The 15,853-nt window shown below is 54.3% G+C and carries 17 protein-coding genes, 1 tRNA gene and 2 riboswitches; of the genes, 2 read left to right on the top strand and 16 right to left on the bottom strand.

The window, feature by feature from the left end:
• Positions 1 to 16: 16 nt before the first annotated feature.
• From KI379_RS01150 to KI379_RS01105, 10 genes are all read right to left on the bottom strand, one after another.
• Positions 17 to 703 (bottom strand): TadE family protein, encoded by a 687-nt coding sequence (locus KI379_RS01150; RefSeq protein ID WP_280518740.1) that lies wholly within the window; start codon positions 701 to 703, stop codon positions 17 to 19.
• Entirely contained in the window at positions 684 to 872 is a 189-nt protein-coding gene (locus KI379_RS01145; RefSeq protein WP_163882343.1) for a Flp1 family type IVb pilin, read from the bottom strand. Before KI379_RS01145 ends, KI379_RS01150 begins: the two co-directional genes overlap by 20 nt.
• An 11-nt stretch (positions 873 to 883) precedes the next feature.
• The gene (locus tag KI379_RS01140) at positions 884 to 1,756 is read right to left on the bottom strand and encodes a type II secretion system F family protein (protein WP_212982480.1); all 873 of its coding nucleotides are present in this window, start codon (positions 1,754 to 1,756) and stop codon (positions 884 to 886) included.
• 13 nt (positions 1,757 to 1,769) lie between these two features.
• Positions 1,770 to 2,549, bottom strand: a complete 780-nt coding sequence (locus tag KI379_RS01135; protein ID WP_212984577.1) for a type II secretion system F family protein — start codon at positions 2,547 to 2,549, stop codon at positions 1,770 to 1,772.
• 208 nt (positions 2,550 to 2,757) lie between these two features.
• Positions 2,758 to 3,984 (bottom strand): CpaF family protein, encoded by a 1,227-nt coding sequence (locus KI379_RS01130; RefSeq protein ID WP_212982478.1) that lies wholly within the window; start codon positions 3,982 to 3,984, stop codon positions 2,758 to 2,760.
• A complete protein-coding gene (locus tag KI379_RS01125) occupies positions 3,977 to 5,140 on the bottom strand; it encodes a hypothetical protein (protein WP_212982476.1) in 1,164 nt (387 codons plus the stop codon). Before KI379_RS01125 ends, KI379_RS01130 begins: the two co-directional genes overlap by 8 nt.
• A gap of 177 nt (positions 5,141 to 5,317) precedes the next feature.
• Entirely contained in the window at positions 5,318 to 5,740 is a 423-nt protein-coding gene (locus KI379_RS01120) for a thiol-disulfide oxidoreductase DCC family protein (RefSeq protein ID WP_244879159.1), read from the bottom strand.
• Between the two features lie 125 nt (positions 5,741 to 5,865).
• A complete protein-coding gene (locus KI379_RS01115) occupies positions 5,866 to 6,144 on the bottom strand; it encodes a hypothetical protein (RefSeq protein WP_089549992.1) in 279 nt (92 codons plus the stop codon).
• Between the two features lie 180 nt (positions 6,145 to 6,324).
• Positions 6,325 to 6,570, bottom strand: coding sequence for a zinc ribbon domain-containing protein (locus tag KI379_RS01110; protein WP_212982474.1), 246 nt, complete (start codon positions 6,568 to 6,570; stop codon positions 6,325 to 6,327).
• A gap of 261 nt (positions 6,571 to 6,831) precedes the next feature.
• Positions 6,832 to 7,251 (bottom strand): organic hydroperoxide resistance protein, encoded by a 420-nt coding sequence (locus KI379_RS01105; protein ID WP_089549991.1) that lies wholly within the window; start codon positions 7,249 to 7,251, stop codon positions 6,832 to 6,834.
• A 241-nt stretch (positions 7,252 to 7,492) separates the two neighbouring features.
• On the opposite strand from KI379_RS01105, the gene KI379_RS01100 reads away from it, so the two are divergent.
• Positions 7,493 to 8,842 (top strand): Nramp family divalent metal transporter, encoded by a 1,350-nt coding sequence (locus KI379_RS01100; protein WP_089549990.1) that lies wholly within the window; start codon positions 7,493 to 7,495, stop codon positions 8,840 to 8,842.
• Positions 8,843 to 8,909: 67 nt separating this feature from the next.
• On the opposite strand, the gene kdpC is transcribed toward KI379_RS01100, so the two are convergent.
• The 5 genes from kdpC to KI379_RS01075 form a co-directional block, all read right to left on the bottom strand.
• Complete coding sequence (gene kdpC, locus KI379_RS01095) at positions 8,910 to 9,527, bottom strand: potassium-transporting ATPase subunit KdpC (RefSeq protein ID WP_163882348.1); 618 nt, start codon at positions 9,525 to 9,527, stop codon at positions 8,910 to 8,912.
• A 57-nt stretch (positions 9,528 to 9,584) separates the two neighbouring features.
• Positions 9,585 to 11,612, bottom strand: a complete 2,028-nt coding sequence (gene kdpB / locus KI379_RS01090; RefSeq protein ID WP_145136873.1) for a potassium-transporting ATPase subunit KdpB — start codon at positions 11,610 to 11,612, stop codon at positions 9,585 to 9,587.
• A 16-nt stretch (positions 11,613 to 11,628) separates the two neighbouring features.
• Entirely contained in the window at positions 11,629 to 13,308 is a 1,680-nt protein-coding gene (kdpA, locus tag KI379_RS01085; RefSeq protein ID WP_076173481.1) for a potassium-transporting ATPase subunit KdpA, read from the bottom strand.
• A gap of 69 nt (positions 13,309 to 13,377) precedes the next feature.
• Positions 13,378 to 13,455, bottom strand: a complete 78-nt coding sequence (kdpF, locus tag KI379_RS34320) for a K(+)-transporting ATPase subunit F (protein WP_354502751.1) — start codon at positions 13,453 to 13,455, stop codon at positions 13,378 to 13,380.
• Positions 13,456 to 13,596: 141 nt separating this feature from the next.
• Positions 13,597 to 13,986 carry a hypothetical protein gene (locus tag KI379_RS01075; RefSeq protein WP_212982472.1) on the bottom strand — a complete coding sequence of 130 codons (390 nt, stop codon included), beginning with the start codon at positions 13,984 to 13,986 and terminating at the stop codon, positions 13,597 to 13,599.
• Positions 13,987 to 14,121: 135 nt separating this feature from the next.
• Positions 14,122 to 14,294, bottom strand: a riboswitch (cyclic di-AMP (ydaO/yuaA leader).
• Positions 14,295 to 14,416: 122 nt separating this feature from the next.
• A riboswitch (cyclic di-AMP (ydaO/yuaA leader) is annotated at positions 14,417 to 14,628 on the bottom strand.
• A 310-nt stretch (positions 14,629 to 14,938) separates the two neighbouring features.
• Here KI379_RS01075 and KI379_RS01070 point away from each other — a divergent pair.
• On the top strand, positions 14,939 to 15,433 hold the full coding sequence (locus KI379_RS01070; protein WP_212982470.1) for a glutathione peroxidase: 495 nt from the start codon (positions 14,939 to 14,941) through the stop codon (positions 15,431 to 15,433).
• A 142-nt stretch (positions 15,434 to 15,575) separates the two neighbouring features.
• Here KI379_RS01070 and KI379_RS01065 read toward each other — a convergent pair.
• Positions 15,576 to 15,658 (bottom strand) — tRNA-Leu (locus KI379_RS01065).
• Between the last annotated feature and the right edge of the window lie 195 nt (positions 15,659 to 15,853).

Raw genomic sequence — 15,853 nt, 5'->3', positions numbered from 1 at the left:
TCCTCCTCTCCGGGTCCTAAGGCTGGCTTCCGGAAGTTTGAAGCTGCTGCAGCACCCCAGCCGCGCTGCCTCGATCCATCCCTTCACCAGCATCATTCTTCTTGAACTTCGAGCCGTAGTATCTCATCAGATGGATGCTGCGGATGAATTCGACCGGATCCACGACCAATGAACTCCCGGAGGTTCGAAGCTCGCTCCCTCCGTCCAGCATGGCATCGAGCGGCCGAAGGGAGATCATTTGGTTCAAGCTGGAAGTTACTTTCCGCTGCAGCAGAGCATTTTTATAGGTCATATCCCCCTGCATGCCCGCCGGAATCGCCGAGCCGGTTTTGCTCAGCTTGATCGCCGTCAGCGCCCCTTGCGTGGAAGAGGTACTTGGAACAGGTACCGTCTGTGAGTTTTCGGCTCCTGCCCAGCCAAACAACGCACCAAGCCATTGATCGTCTGTCATTCGCCAATACAGCGAATCATACTGGTTGACCGGCACTGAGCCGTCAAGCGCTTCTTTATGGCTGTTATCCCAGCTGTAGGCCGTGCGCTCCGCGGCTGCGGACGCCGCTTGATGCAGCATGCTCTGCTGATACATATACAGGGACAGAAACAGCAGAATCATCGTCGTGAACAGAACGACCGGCATGACGAGGGAGGCTTCCAGCGTAAAGCTTCCCTCGCATTCTTTTAACCTAGCTCGTAAATTCTTCACTTTTTTTGTTGACGTTAGCCAGCAGTTTGTTGATAAGCTCCATAATTTGCTTCTTAAACAGAAGCGCGATAATGAGGATCACGACGATAATCAGCAGCATTTCGAGCGTTCCGATTCCCTCCTCGTCCTTCCATAATTTCTTGCCGCTTCGTCTTATCATTGTCAGCATTTATACCCCTCCTACATGTTCATCATCATAAAAGCCGGTGTGCCCACCAGCACAATCACGATCATAAAAATGACCATCATTGGAAAAACGAGCTTTGACGATGCTTGCTCTCCTCGTGTCCGGGTAATGGCCTTGCGCTTCTCCCATAATCCCCGGGACAAGTCGTTCAGCGCCATGGCAAAGTCGCTGCCCCCTCGCCGCAAATTGAGCAGCACGGCTGTCGTAAACGCGGATACCTCCTGCACGGCACAGCGTTTGCTAAAATTTTCAAACGACTGCTGAAAGGAATATCCGCCTTCCAGATCATCGATCATCCGGATTAGTTCCTTATAAAGCGGATGATCCCTTTGGGCTTCCTTCTGACGTGCGCATCGCGTGATGGCCTTCTGCACCGTCTCGCCGGCTCCGACAAGCAGTACGATCTTGTTCAGCAGCTCAGCCAGCTCGATCGTAATATCCTGGTCCCGCTTATCGACCTTCGTGTGCAGGTCCTTAATGATCGCGGCCGGCAGAAGGATGGCCAGCAGCCCTCCAATAATAAGCCCCGTATTCCCCCCGGCGGCAAGCGTCAGCAGGCAGCCCAGCATCAGCATCAGCCAGCTGTAACACAGCATCTCTCCGGCATACAGGAGCGTCATCTCCACGCTGTGCCGCTGCCCGTAAATCTTCTGGATCGAGCGCTGAAGCCTGAAGAAGAAGAGCGGAAAACGAGCAGTCAGCTTGTACCGATCGATGATGTACAGCATGGGCCGCATCACCGCTCTCAGCCGAATCCCTTCCATCGCCAATGTCATCAACCGCTTATATTTGTCGCCGCAGCGCTGGTTCTGCACCACCCAACCCCCCGCCAGCAGAGCCAGCATCACGGCAGCCAATAATTTCATGACTTCACCCCGTTCACACCTTGATATTCATCATTTTCATAATCCATAGCAGGCAGCCGCCCAGCCCCGCCAATGCACCTGTCGAAATCACGATGCCCATCCCGCTGTACAGCGGCTGCATATAGTCTCCGGCCGTAAAATTCATAAACATCAGCATCAGGATAGGCGCAGCCAACAAGGCTCTGGATTCAAACTTTTTCTGGGCGATCATGACCGAGATCTCCTGTTTGATATCCAGCTTCTCGCCGATCACCGTTGAGGTGTGCCGCACAACCTCGACAAGGTCTCCGCCCGTGCGCTTACACGTCGTGAACACATCCGCAAAATTCGTAATATCCTCCATTGCGGCACGGCGGCTGAAGTCATTCAGCGCATCCTCGACCGGTTCGCCGTATTCCATTCTTGCGCAGATAATGCCCAGCTCGGTAATCAGGTCATTCTCCGCATCGGGGTCGAGCATCCGAAGGTCCTGAATAGCCTCCCTAAATCCGTTCTCCACCGATTTGCCCGCAGACAGGGAGGAAGACAGCGAATACAGCGCCTGCTTAAAGTGAAGATTCATCGCGGTCCTCCGGCGCTCCAGAAGATGAGCCCTCCAAAACCGCGGAACGATCCATCCGCCGGATGCCATGATCATAGCTATGAGCCATTGGTGATAGAACAAATACCCGATTCCGAAGCATAACAAGCCCCCAATAGCAATGCATGCCGTACGCTGGAGCCCGTTCAGCTCATAAGTCTGGTAATCCGGAAGCTTCTTCCCTATACCCTCTGGAGGCCGAGATCCGTCCATGCCTTGCCTCCTGAGCGCCCTGCCTGGCTTCTTAGGAGGAGCGTCCTCCCGCCGGTTACCGTTGCTCCCTGTTCCCTGCTGTTCGTGTAACATCGCTTCACCTCCTTGGTGACAGTACCCAACTGATTTATTAAGGCCTTTTCATTTGATGCTGAATCAAGCAGCCCACGATTCCAATCTCTTCATATTTGGATTAAAAATGTCCGCTTCACTTCTTAGCGGCGACGATTCCCGCAGCCTGAAGCTTTGCGACATGAATCAATCCGTTTCCCGTCGGCTCCAGCTCCCCTTCAACCTTTCCATCCTTCTCCCCCGTCTCCCGAAAACGGAACAGCGGATTAAGGACCACCTCGCCGTTCTCCAGCCCGGCCACCTCGCTGATTTCAGTGACCTTCCGCGTGCGGTTGCGCATCCTGGACAGATGGACAAAAATATCGATCGCCGAGCTGATCTGCTGGCGGACGACAGGCACAGGCAGATCCGCTCCGCTCAGCACCATCGTCTCCAGCCGGCTGATCATATCGCGCGTGTTGTTCGCATGGCCGGTCGATAAGCTTCCATCATGGCCGGTGTTCATCGCCTGCAGCATATCGAGCGCCTCGCTCCCCCGGACCTCGCCGACCACGATCCGATTGGGACGCATCCGAAGGGAGGAGCGGATCAGATCCCGGATGGCGATTTCCCCTCTCCCCTCCGTGTTGGCGTTACGGGTCTCCAGAGCGACCAGATTGGGGACCGTGACAATCTGAAGCTCAGCCGAATCTTCAATCGTGATCACCCGTTCGTCCGGCGGGATGAATTGTGACAGTGCATTGAGGAACGTCGTTTTGCCTGAGCCCGTCCCGCCGCTGATAAAGATGTTGTATTTCCCCACCACCAGCTGCTGCAGAAACTCAGCCGCCTCCGGACTCAGCGCTCTCCGGACGATCAAGTCCTGCATCGTCATCGGCGATTCGGGGAACTTCCGGATCGTCATCGTCGGCCCCTTCAGCGCAACCGGCGGCAGGACGATGTTGACCCGCGAGCCGTCCTTCAGCCTGGCGTCCACGATCGGCGAAGACTCGTTGACGACGCGGTTCACGCCGGCAACGATCGACTGGATAATGTCTTCAAGCCTCGACCTCGATTCGAACTTCAGCGGCAGCCGGGATACCACGCCGTCCTGCTCGATAAAAATATCCTCGTGGCTGTTGATCATAATTTCGGTAATCGCAGGATTGTCCACTAAAGGCTGCAAAATGTCGAGCCCGCGGAACGAATCGAAGATCCGCCGGATCAGGCTGCGCTTCTCCTGCGCGGTCAGCTCGCGAAGCTCAGGTCTCCTGAACACCGTCCGCTCGATATACTGCATCAGCTCCCGGTTGCCAAGCGCAGAAGTCACGTCCAGTCCGGACCGGATTTCTTGACGAAGCTCGCGGAACAACTCTTCATCCATATCCCCTCACCCCTGAACCACTGACGAATGAGTCCCCCAAGAGGGACTTGCACAGCTTGAGGATATCCCGCTGGTAGATCGGCGAGCTGAGCAGCAGCTCTTCGTTGCTGTTCTGCTTCCAGGAAGGGATATACGGCAGAACGCCGTCCACCTCCGGAATGCACGCGGGCAGCGGATTGGCCAGCTGCCCGGTGAACCGGTTGACCACGTACCGACTCTTTCCCGCAAGCTCGGCGAACAGCTCCGGCTGGCTCCGCTCCATAAACGCAAACCACTGGCCGTTTTTGTACAGATTGGTGATATCGTCCAGCATCAGCCAGACCAGGTGGCGGCATCCTTCCAGGACGGCGGCCAGGCGTTCGTTCGTCCCGGAATCTGTGTCGGCGATCACCACGTCGTACCGGCCGCTTGCCGCGATGCTCTGCAGCAGCTTCCGTGTATCGGCTTTCCCCAATTGAACCAGCTCTTTCAAATTGGTGACGGGTTTGAACCAATCCGCACGAATTCCCGGATGATGGACGGTGTACGGCTCCGGAGATACCATCGTCTGCACACGCTTCTCCTCCTGGGCCGCTTTCAACTCGTACAGCATCCCGGGCAGCCCCTCGGCACTCTCCGCACCGCCCCCCTGTCTGGGAAAAATTCCGCTGCTGTTCACGGTTTCAAGGTTCAAATAAAATACCGACAGGCCGGCCGCCCCCAGCTGTTTGGCCATATTAACGGCGGCGGTCGTCTTCCCACTCCCGCCTACAATGGAGACGAAGCCGATCGTCACGGCCTCTCCGTCCGCCACCGGCAGCGTACGCCGCTGACCTTCCCTCCGGCATAAGCCGAGGATAGAAGCCATCAACTCTGGAAGGGGCTGATATTTGGGGAGCACCGGTCCTTGTATAGAGGCTGCCTCCCCATGTCCGAGCAAAACCCAGTTCGGTATATCGCCGTTCTTCCCGGCAAGCCAGGGGTCCAGGAAAGCGGCCTCCCCAACGACGGCGTCGGGCAGCTCCTCGCCGTCCATATACTTCATAAAAGCGTCCAATTTAGTGAATCCGGATATGTGCAGCTTGTCCCCAAACTCGCTGCTGTGAACATAGTGCAGGATACCCTCCAGATACTGCGCCTCCTTGACCGCAAGCGTAATTCGGTATGGTACCATCACGAATGATCCCTCCTCGTTTCAGACAGCAAAAAAGCACCGTCCAACAACCCGCCTGGCGGGTGTTAAACGGTGCTTCCGTTATTGGTAAGTATTTACTTAATTTAGAATTTATCACATCCGGACCGGAAACACAATACACTTTGACATGAAAAAATCGATCCGGTAACGGTTCATTTTTCACAGAAAACGGTTCCTAATCTCTGGCGTGGGCAGCAGGCAGGCTTCCTCCTTGCCAAACCAGCGGTACCGGTTGCGCGCGACCCAGCGATAGATCACGTTCCGGAGCGGCGCAGGCACAGCGATGAAAGCATACAGAAGCGGCCAAGGCTGCTTTAAACGCCGCACAATCCGCAAAGCCGCAGCAGATTCCGTATAATAGCGTCCGTTATCAATCAGAACGACGGTATTTAGGGTTCCGACTGGCAAGCCGCCCTCCCGGAGCAGCTTCTCTCCGATCTCGGACTGGAGAGAGGCAAAATGGAATATTCCTGCCGGATCCCGTTGGAGAATGAACTTGGTCACCCCCTGGCATAAATGACAGACGCCGTCAATCAGAACAATGGCATTTGGCTTACCTGCGCTTCCTTGCTGCATGGTCATCGGCGAGCCCTCCCTTACCTCCAGTATCTTCCTTATTGCCTCGTAAATCAAGCCACCTCATAACTCCCCGAAAATAGAAAAAAGCACGGGATTCATAATCCCGCACCTGTATCTCCTGGATGATATTAATGGGCAAGCGCCTTATCAATCCATTGGTTCTCAACGATTTGCTGTTCCAGCTCGCCTGTAAAGCTCTCCATGCACTTGCAAATAAAGTCTTTGCGGCATACAGGACAAGGAGTTTTCTGCAATCGGCTGATGTTAGTCATTTTCCATTCCGGAAAACGGTTATAGAACGCACGGCACTCTGTTCCGTCAGCCAGGTTGATAATGAATTCGTACAATCCGCTTTTTTCATTGCTGCTGGCTTCTCTGACGTTCGTAATGATCGGTCTGTAAGACATATGCATCACCCGTTTATTTAGTTTTCTTGCCTCGGACAAATAGTACGTAACAAGTACTTAGACATATTAAATGAATTTTATATATCATGTCAACAAAGAAGGGTATGTAATTCATGTATTTGGCCCCAATATGTCTCTACAGTACCGATCTCTTTTGCTTCCCTTCAATATAAAGGATGCCTAACTCCCAAAGAAAATATCCAGAATCGTGCCAAGCTGATCTTTCTTTTTCCCTTCCAAAATATCGGGATTAAGCACCTCGACATTCCCGCAATGCTTGCAAGAAGCAAATAAATAATGGATATGCTGGATATCAAACATCTTGCTGAGGCCGGCTCCCGTCATGGAAACCTCACGGATGTCGCAGATCCGCCCCTTGCACTTAACGCATACAAAACGATCCTCAATGATGTCCTTAATGCTCAAGCTGATCTCCCCTTTCCTTTGGTGCCTAACTATTTTACGCCAGGGCGGTGGAAATCGTTCCAGGGATATAGTTATGCCGTAAAAGGATACGACAAAAAGCCGGAAGCAGCCGCCACCGCGTGGTGAGCCCCCGGCTTTTGTTACGATGATAAAGTTCAGTGGAACTGAATCATTCCATCATCGCACGGAAAACCTCCGCGAAACGCGGCCAGTTTTCTATGAAGGTACGTCGATAGACGTTCGGATACATCCTGGCGTAATTTAAATAACGTTCAGCTCGACATCGATATTCCCCCGCGTGGCTTTGGAATACGGGCAGAATTCATGCGCCTTTTTCGCAAGCTCTTCCGCTTGTTCGCGTTCGATTCCGGGCAGCTTGATATCGAGACGGGCCGCAAGGCGGAAACCGCCGTCGCTCTCGTCTTTGCCGATCATGACGTTGGAAGTGACTTCCACATCATTCAGCTTCACGCCGGCCTGGCGGGCCACATTGGCCAGTGCGCTTTCGTAGCAGGCACCGTACCCGGCTGCAAACAGCTGCTCGGGGTTGGTTCCATTGCCGCCGGCTCCGCCTAATTCTTTGGGCATACTGAGTTCATGCTTCAGGACACCATCGGAGGATGCGACCGAACCCTCCCGGCCGCCATGGACCGTTGCCGTTGCCGTATATAGAGCTTTCATCTTCATCGACTCCTTTTCCTGAAATTTGACCCTACCCTCATTAATTAAAGCGATCCTTCCAAATTGAAACGGGATCCTTCGGGTAATGGCTATTCAGAAGAGGTGTGCATTCCATTCTTGTGTGTCCCAAAAATAATTGTACAACCACACAAAAGTTTCCCTAGACAAACAAATTTGTATGAGTACAATGAATAGTAGAACATTTATTACATTACAATAATTTTAATAAGGTGTGATGCATATGAAAGACACCGAAATTATACATCCTTCCAAGTCCAATACGTGGGAGAAACCGAAGGAACGAACTTCGCTGTCTGACGTAAACCAATCTATGAAGGTCCCGGTGAACGCCTCGACTTTTCGCAAATTTCTGGCCTTTGTCGGCCCCGGATATCTGGTTGCTGTAGGCTATATGGACCCCGGAAACTGGGCGACGGACATCGCCGGGGGATCCCGGTTCGGGTATTCCCTGCTGGCCGTGATCCTGCTGTCGAACCTGATGGCCGTCCTGCTCCAGTCGCTGTGCAGCAAGCTCGGCATCGTTACAGGCCACGACCTGGCGCAGGCGTGCCGCAGCCATTACAGCAAGCCGGTCAGCATCGGTCTGTGGGTGCTGTGTGAACTGGCCATCGCAGCCTGCGATCTGGCCGAGGTCATCGGTTCGGCGATCGCCCTGAAGCTGCTGTTCGGGATCCCGATCCTGTACGGCGTGCTGATCACCGCCCTCGACGTCCTGCTTGTGCTGCTGCTGCAGCACAAGGGCTTTCGGGCGATCGAGACGCTCGTCATCGTGCTGATCGTGACGATCGGACTGTGCTTCGGGATCGATCTGTGGCTCTCCAAACCGGATGCCGCCAGCATCTTCACCGGATTCATCCCGACAGCCGATCTGGTGACCGATCATCAGAAGCTCTATATCGCCATCGGCATCCTTGGCGCGACCGTTATGCCGCATAACCTGTACCTTCACTCATCGATCGTGCAGACCCGGCAGTACGAAAACACCGACAAGGGCAAACGGGAAGCCATCAAATTTTCCGTGTGGGATTCGACGATCGCGCTGACGCTTGCCCTGTTCATCAACGCGGCGATCCTGATCGTCTCGGCGGCGACATTCCACAAGGCGGGGATGACTACCGTCGCCGACATCAGCGATGCGTACCATCTGCTGACGCCGCTGCTCGGAACGACGCTCGGAAGCATTTTGTTCGCCGTCGCCCTGCTGGCATCGGGCCAGAACTCGACGCTGACCGGCACGCTCGCCGGACAGATCGTCATGGAGGGCTTCCTGAACCTGCGGCTGCCGTCCTGGCTGCGCCGGCTGATCACCCGGATGATCGCCATCATCCCGGCGGTCATCGTAACGGCCATCTACGGCGAGAGCGGCACCGAGGATCTGCTCATTCTGAGCCAGGTCATCCTGTCCCTCCAGCTGCCGTTTGCGGTGGTTCCGCTGGTCAAGTTTACTAGCGACAAGAAACTTATGGGCAAATTCGTCAATCCGGTTTGGGTCAAAATATTGGCCTGGGTCGTGGCGGCATTTATCATTGTCCTGAACGTGTACCTTCTGGTTCAGACCATTTTCGGTTAATAGCACCGGACACAAAATAAAAGCCCCGTATCTCATGGATTCCATGGATACGGGGCTTTTTAAAATATCAGGACTTGCCAAGCTCGCTCAGGGCCAGGTTCAGCTTCAGCACATTGACCCGCTTCTCGCCGAATACGCCGAGGTCCCGGCCCTCTGTGTTCCGCTCAACGAGACGGTCCAGCTCATCGGCCGAAACGCCGCGCAGTTTGCTGATCCGCGGTACCTGAGCTTTCGCTGATTCGGGTGTAATATGGGGATCCAGCCCGGAGCCCGAGTTGGTGATCAGGTCCACCGGAAGCTCGCTGACCGGCACATCAGGGTTGTTCTTTTGCCAATCCGCGATCGAGGCTTGAACCCGCTTCAGCAGCTCGGGATTGGACGGGGCATAGTTGTTCGATCCCGAACCCTCTGCCTTGTAATCAATGCTGGAAACCCGCCCCTGGAAGAAGGAAGGGTCCGTAAAGGATTGGCCAATCAGCTCGGAACCCACGACCTTTCCCGTGCTGTCCTTTAGCATGCTGCCGCTCGCCTGGCTTGGGAAAATCAGCTGGGCCAGTCCGGTGCTCACCAGCGGATACGCAATCCCGCATAGGACGATCAGCACCAGACTCGTGCGCAGTGCGACACCCCACAAGGAACCGTTCCACTTTTCTTCGCCGACCGCCGTCGTCACCGTCGTTTTCATATCGTATCATCCCTTTTTCATAATCTATCGCTTATCCATTTCTTTAGTTCGTTCTATTTAAATCCACAAATGAACCACCAGATCAATCAGCTTGATGCCGATAAAAGGCGCAATCACGCCGCCAAGACCAAAGATCAGCAGGTTGCGGCTGAGCAGGCGCGACGAGCTTATCGGCTTGTAGGCCACCCCTTTCATCGCCAGCGGGATGAGCAGCGGGATAATGACCGCATTGAAAATCAGGGCGCTTAAGATCGCCGAAAGCGGCGAGCCGAGCTTCATGACGTTCAGCACGTTCATTTCCGGGATGGCGGCCATGAACATGGCGGGAATGATGGCAAAATATTTGGCCACGTCATTCGCGATGCTGAACGTGGTAAGCGCGCCGCGGGTCATCAGCAGCTGCTTGCCGATGGCCACGACCTCGATGATTTTCGTCGGATCGGAATCGAGGTCGACCATGTTGGCCGCTTCCTTCGCGGCCGCCGTGCCGCTGTTCATCGCGAGCCCGACGTCGGCCTGGGCCAGCGCCGGCGCGTCGTTCGTACCGTCGCCGGTCATGGCGACCAGCTTCCCTTCGGCCTGCTCGCGGCGGATGACCGCGATTTTGTCCTCCGGCTTGCTCTCGGCGATAAAGTCATCGACGCCCGCCTCCCGGGCGATCGTAGCCGCGGTCAGCGGGTTGTCGCCGGTACACATGATCGTCTTGATCCCCATCTGCCGGAGCTGGTCAAAGCGTTCCTTCATGCCGGGTTTGACCGTATCCTTCAGGTGAATCAACCCGTAAATACGGCTGTCCACAGCGACAGCCAGCGGCGTACCGCCTTCCGACGCGATTTTATCGGATTCCATATCCAGATCCGCCGGAATACTTCCGCCTTGGGCCTGCACCCAGCGCTTCACCGCGTCCACCGCTCCTTTCCGGACATGCCGCCCATCCGTGAGGTCGATGCCGCTCATCCGCGTCTCCGCCTTGAACTCGATAAACTCTCCGGCAGCCGCCTCCGGATGAACCTCCATCGACTGCTTCTTCACCAGTTCCAGCACGGAGCGGCCTTCCGGCGTCTCGTCTTTAACCGAGCTGACGGCCGCCCAATAGGCGGTTTCTTCGTAATCCGCGTCCCCCACCGGAATGAACTGGCTCGCCATCCGGTTACCGAAGGTAATCGTACCCGTTTTATCCAAAATGATCGTGTTGATGTCGCCGGATGCCTCGACGGCTTTCCCCGACATGGCCAGCACGTTGAACTGCGTAACCCGGTCCATGCCCGCGATGCCGATGGCGGACAGCAGCCCGCCGATCGTCGTCGGAATGAGGCATACGAGCAGGGAGATCAGCACCGGGATATCCAGCGAAATGCCGAAATACTTGGCAATTGGCGCCAACGTGACGACCACAATCAGAAATATCAAAGTCAGTGTTGTAAGCAGCGTGTTAAGCGCAATTTCATTAGGTGTTTTCTGGCGCGCCGCCCCTTCGACCAGGGATATCATCCGGTCCAGGAACGATTCGCCCGGATCGCTTTTGATCATCACCTTGATCTCGTCGCTGACGACGCGGGTTCCCCCGGTGACCGAGCTGAAATCGCCGCCGGCTTCTTTGATCACCGGTGCCGATTCGCCGGTAATCGCCGATTCGTCCACCGATGCAAGGCCTTCGATGACTTCCCCGTCACCCGGGATCATCTCTCCCTGGGAGACGATGACGACATCGCCTTTGCGCAGCTCGGCCGAACTGACGACCTTGATCTCGCCGCCCACCATTTTGTTCGCCGTCGTGTCTTTTTTGCTCTTCTTGAGCGTATCGGCCTGGGCCTTGCCCCGGCCTTCCGCCAGCGCCTCCGCGAAATTCGCGAACAGGACGGTGAAGAGCAATATCAGAAACACGGTCAGATTAAACCCTATCCGTCCCTCGGTATGAAAATAAGAGGGAAAAAGAACCATCAGCAGCACCACGAAGGTGCCGACCTCCACAACGAACATGACCGGATTTTTCATCATTACGGCCGGGTTCAGTTTCATAAAGCTGTCTTTCAGCGCCTGTTTGGCAATGCCGCCAGACAGCATGCTTTTGCGTTGTCCGCTCATGACTTGCTCCACCTCTTTAGTTAAGTGTTAAAAATTCGGCGACCGGCCCCAAAACGAGGACCGGAAGGAACGTCAGCGCTCCGATCAGCAGCACGGTTCCAGTCAAAATGCCGGCGAACAGCTTGTTGTCCGTCCGGAAGGTGCCCTGGGTCTCGGCAACCTTCTGCTTCACCGCCAGCGAACCTGCAACGGCGAGCAGCGCGATAATCGAAATATATCGGCCGAGGAGCATCACCAGACCGGTGCTGACGTTCCAGAATACGGTATTGTCTGCCAATCCCTCGAACCCGGAGCCGTTATTCGCCGCCGAGGAGGTGAACTCATAGAGCGACTGGCTCAAGCTGTGATACGAAGGGTTGGAGAAGGCGTCGGTACCCAGGTGCGTCATAAACGAAATCGCCGTCGGCGCAAGAATAATGAAGGGATGCATCAGAATCGCCACCGCGATCAGCTTCATCTCCCGGGCTTCGATCTTCCGGCCCAGAAATTCCGGCGTCCGGCCAACCATCAGGCCGCAGATAAATACGCCGAGGATTGCATACATGATCATATTGACGAAACCGACCCCCTTGCCGCCGAACACGACGTTCAGCATCATTTCGGCCAAGGGCGCAAGTCCTCCCAGCGGCGTCAGCGTATCATGCATGTTGTTGACCGACCCCGTCGTTGCGGCGGTGGTGACGGTTGTGAACAACGCGGACTGCGCGATGCCAAAGCGCACCTCCTTGCCTTCCATGCTGCCGGCCGAGCTGTTGATTCCCAATTGGTTGATCAGCGGGTTGCCGGCTTTTTCCGAGAAATACGTCAGGCACAGGAACGCTACGAACAGCGTCATCATGACGCTGAAAATCATCCAGCCCTGCTTCTTGTTCCGGGCGAACCGTCCGAACGTGTAAGGCAGTGACGCCGAAATCGTCCACATGCTGAGAATTTCGATTACGTTGGTCAGCGGGCTTGGGTTCTCGAACGGATGGGCCGAGTTGACACCGAAGAAGCCTCCCCCGTTCGTTCCGAGGTGCTTGATCGATTCCAGCGAGGCTACAGGACCCAGCGGAATCTGCTGCACGCCGCCTCCCAGCGTTTGCACGGCCCGCATCGGCTCCAGCGTCTGCGGCACTTTGAGCCCGACCAGCACCAGGGTTACGATGAGGGCAAGCGGCACGAACAGGCGGACATGCGCCTTGATAAAATCCTCGAAGAAGTTCCCGAGTCCTTCACCCCTGCGGGTGATGCCGCGCATAAAAGCAATCGCGATAGCCAGGCCCGAGGCTGCCGAGGTAAACATCATCATCGTGATGACGATCATTTGGCCAAAATAAGACATGCCGCTCTCTCCGCTGTAATGCTGGAGGTTCGTGTTCGTCATAAAGCTGATGACCGTGTTGAAGGACAGGCTCGCCTCCATATTGCCGATGCCGTTCGGGTTGCCCGGAAGGGCGCCCATCGTTCGCAGCAATATATAGCTGATCGCTACCAGAAAGATATTGGTTGCGATCATGCTGAGCGCGTACTTTTTCCAATTCATGCTGCCCCGCTGCTTCAGCCCGATGATCCGGTATAAAACTCTTTCCACGCCGCCGAAAATCCGGTCCGTCCGGTTCGGTTCATTGGAGAATATATGATATACGTAAGTGCCTACCGGCTTCACGAGCAGCAGGAGCACGAAAATGACGATACAAATTTGCAAAATATCCAAGGCTGGCTTCCCCCTCTTACGAGCATGTTCTGCTTTGGCCCCTTGAGGCTTACAGATTTAAAATACCGGTCAAAATTTTTCCGGATGGATCAAGGCGTAAACCAAATAGATAAAGACAAGCACGGCGAATGCCCCAACGACAATCATTGGTCTTTGCCCCCTTCTTCCACCACTCGGCCGCACCAATGAAGAAATAACAAGAACACGCCAAAGGTGGCAGCGAGCGCAAGTATCATATATACATCCATCATCGTTTCCGGTCTCTCCTTTGCATGGTTAGAATCATCTTTATTTCAGTAAAAATCCGACTTCGCCGTTTAAGGTATAAATGATGTGATCTGCACCAAGCCCCCGGTAAATGCCGGGTGAGCTGCCCTTCTGCGTAATGACATATACCGGTTCCGACGTCCAGGGACGGCAGATTTGCAAATAGCGGCAGGTCAGGTTGAGGCTGCTTTCAAACAGGAAGATTTTGCCAACCTCTATTTCGGGCACCACCCAATCCTCCGCGTGATTCGTATTCAGCCGGATGATCTGCTGCACCCCCATTTTTCTCAAGAGGCGTTCCTCCCGGGCACTGTTGGTCAGAACGGCAAAGGGCCTCTTCCAATACATCAGCAGCTTGATAAAATTGCGTCCCGCCTCGTTCGGCGCGGTCACGATGACGACGTTGTCCATTTCAAAGGCTCCTCCTGTGCGGCAGCCGCGAATACGCAAAAGAAGCCGCAGGGAAAGAAGGACCTTTCCCGCGGCTTCTTGAATGTGGACGAATATGAAGGATCGTCCTATATTCAAAATGCGCACGACAAGTGCTGCCTCTCCCGTTACGCTGACGAGGTTAGCTGTCGGATTCGGGCGTGAGAGTCGCCCTACCTTCCGATACTTACCGTACCGGAAAGATTCACCCCGGCGGCTTCCATTCCAGGCGGCCGCTGTGGTTCCCCCGCTCCCGGCCGTTTCCGGCCGAAATTAAGCGTTATTGATAAGTGTATGTGATTGTGATGAATGCTCTCTTTTGTTCCAGTAAGCTAAAAAAGGGTAAAAAAAACACAGAGGCCAGCTGATCCCCCTGTGATCCGAAAGTTTATTCGGGTCGCAAGTTTCATCATTCCTCTCTCAAACGACGCTTACGAGGTTAGCTGACGGATTCGAGCGGTGAGAGTCGCTCTACCCGGCCGGATCCATGGCATCCGTAGCCGGGATTCACCCCTGCGGCTGGCAGCAGACCCCCGACTCTCACACCGGTTCGCTGCTCCATGGCACGCGTTTGGTTCCCCCGATTTCCGCGCTTTTTTTGCGGAAACTCAGCGATTAGTAATGGAAACTGTATTGAATACGCTCTGAATCATACACCCGCTCCTTCCAAGCTGTAAAGGCAGTCTAAAAATCATGAACCGCGAATTTTGGAACATTCAGGACCTTATTAGCGCTTACATTTTGGCTTTTTGACTTCTACCTCTTCCATGCTCCCGATTTGGCGCATTTATGGAATCCAGGTCATTCGGGGACACTGGCTCGCAGGAATATCCGCATTGACATTACAGTTCAATCGTTTAAAATTAAATTGTGTGCTTGGTAAATGCTTCGGCTGGATGATGATTCATAGCAGCACAAAAGGAGGAGGATGGCAGTGAGCGTCTATGATTTTCAAGTGAACACGCTGCACGGCAAAGAGGTATCGTTAAAGGAATATGAAGGTGACGTGCTGCTGATCGTGAACACGGCCAGCAAATGCGGATTTACGCCGCAGTTTCGCGGGCTGCAGGAGCTGTACGACGAGTTCCGCGACCATCATTTTCAAATTCTCGGTTTTCCGAGCAACCAGTTTGCCAATCAGGAGCCCGGTACCAGCGAGGAGATCGGCGAATTCTGCCAGATGAATTACGGGGTCACGTTCCCGATGTTTGAGAAGATCGACGTCAAGGGCAGCAACGCCCACCCACTGTTTCAATACCTTACCCGGGAAGCGCCGGGCGTGCTCGGATCGAAAGCGGTCAAGTGGAACTTTACCAAGTTCCTGGTCGATTCCAAGGGCAGGGTCATCAAGCGTTACGCGCCCAAAACGACACCGGACAAAATCGAAAACGACATCCGCAAGCTGCTTGCATCCGGAAAAAGCGAATAGGCAAATCAGCCCCACAAAATTACGCTGCTTGCTGCGATCCAAATTCACTTGCTTTGCGGGACCCCAAAATATACGAAAATGCAATAAGCAAAAAAAAGCTTCCCTGGATTTCTCCAAGGAAGCTTCTTTCTGTGTGCATAGATGCGGTAGAGAGGACTCGAACCTCCACGGGCGTACGCCCACTACCCCCTCAAGATAGCGTGTCTGCCATTCCACCACTACCGCATAACCAAAGTTCATTTAGCGAACTTTTTTATTGTACACAAAATCATCCGAATTGTAAAGGGAAATGCATCAGAACACTAATCATGTAATATTATATAACACATCAAACAACAAAAATAGTGATTAAGTCGCCCCAACATTGACAAACCACAATATTTATGTAATATTAACTTACAAATAATAGTGATCGATGAT

It is taken from the genome of Paenibacillus cineris (genome assembly GCF_018333335.1).
GTDB lineage: Bacteria > Bacillota > Bacilli > Paenibacillales > Paenibacillaceae > Paenibacillus_AQ > Paenibacillus_AQ favisporus.
The sequence above is the reverse complement of the archived record's forward strand: the minus strand, read 5'-3'. Positions and strand labels throughout refer to the sequence as shown.

Bases quoted from the DNA above. Each gene is read 5' to 3' on its own strand.
- KI379_RS01135 (WP_212984577.1), bottom strand. From the start codon at position 2,549: ATGGACGGATCTCGGCCTCCAGAGGGTATAGGGAAGAAGCTTCCGGAT.
- KI379_RS01145 (WP_163882343.1), bottom strand. From the start codon at position 872: ATGCTGACAATGATAAGACGAAGCGGCAAGAAATTATGGAAGGACGAG.
- KI379_RS01075 (WP_212982472.1), bottom strand. From the start codon at position 13,986: ATGGACAACGTCGTCATCGTGACCGCGCCGAACGAGGCGGGACGCAAT.
- KI379_RS01120 (WP_244879159.1), bottom strand. From the start codon at position 5,740: ATGACCATGCAGCAAGGAAGCGCAGGTAAGCCAAATGCCATTGTTCTG.
- KI379_RS01105 (WP_089549991.1), bottom strand. From the start codon at position 7,251: ATGAAAGCTCTATATACGGCAACGGCAACGGTCCATGGCGGCCGGGAG.
- kdpC (WP_163882348.1), bottom strand. From the start codon at position 9,527: ATGAAAACGACGGTGACGACGGCGGTCGGCGAAGAAAAGTGGAACGGT.
- kdpB (WP_145136873.1), bottom strand. From the start codon at position 11,612: ATGAGCGGACAACGCAAAAGCATGCTGTCTGGCGGCATTGCCAAACAG.
- KI379_RS01130 (WP_212982478.1), bottom strand. From the start codon at position 3,984: ATGGATGAAGAGTTGTTCCGCGAGCTTCGTCAAGAAATCCGGTCCGGA.
- KI379_RS01115 (WP_089549992.1), bottom strand. From the start codon at position 6,144: ATGTCTTACAGACCGATCATTACGAACGTCAGAGAAGCCAGCAGCAAT.
- kdpF (WP_354502751.1), bottom strand. From the start codon at position 13,455: ATGATTGTCGTTGGGGCATTCGCCGTGCTTGTCTTTATCTATTTGGTT.
- KI379_RS01100 (WP_089549990.1), top strand. From the start codon at position 7,493: ATGAAAGACACCGAAATTATACATCCTTCCAAGTCCAATACGTGGGAG.
- KI379_RS01140 (WP_212982480.1), bottom strand. From the start codon at position 1,756: ATGAAATTATTGGCTGCCGTGATGCTGGCTCTGCTGGCGGGGGGTTGG.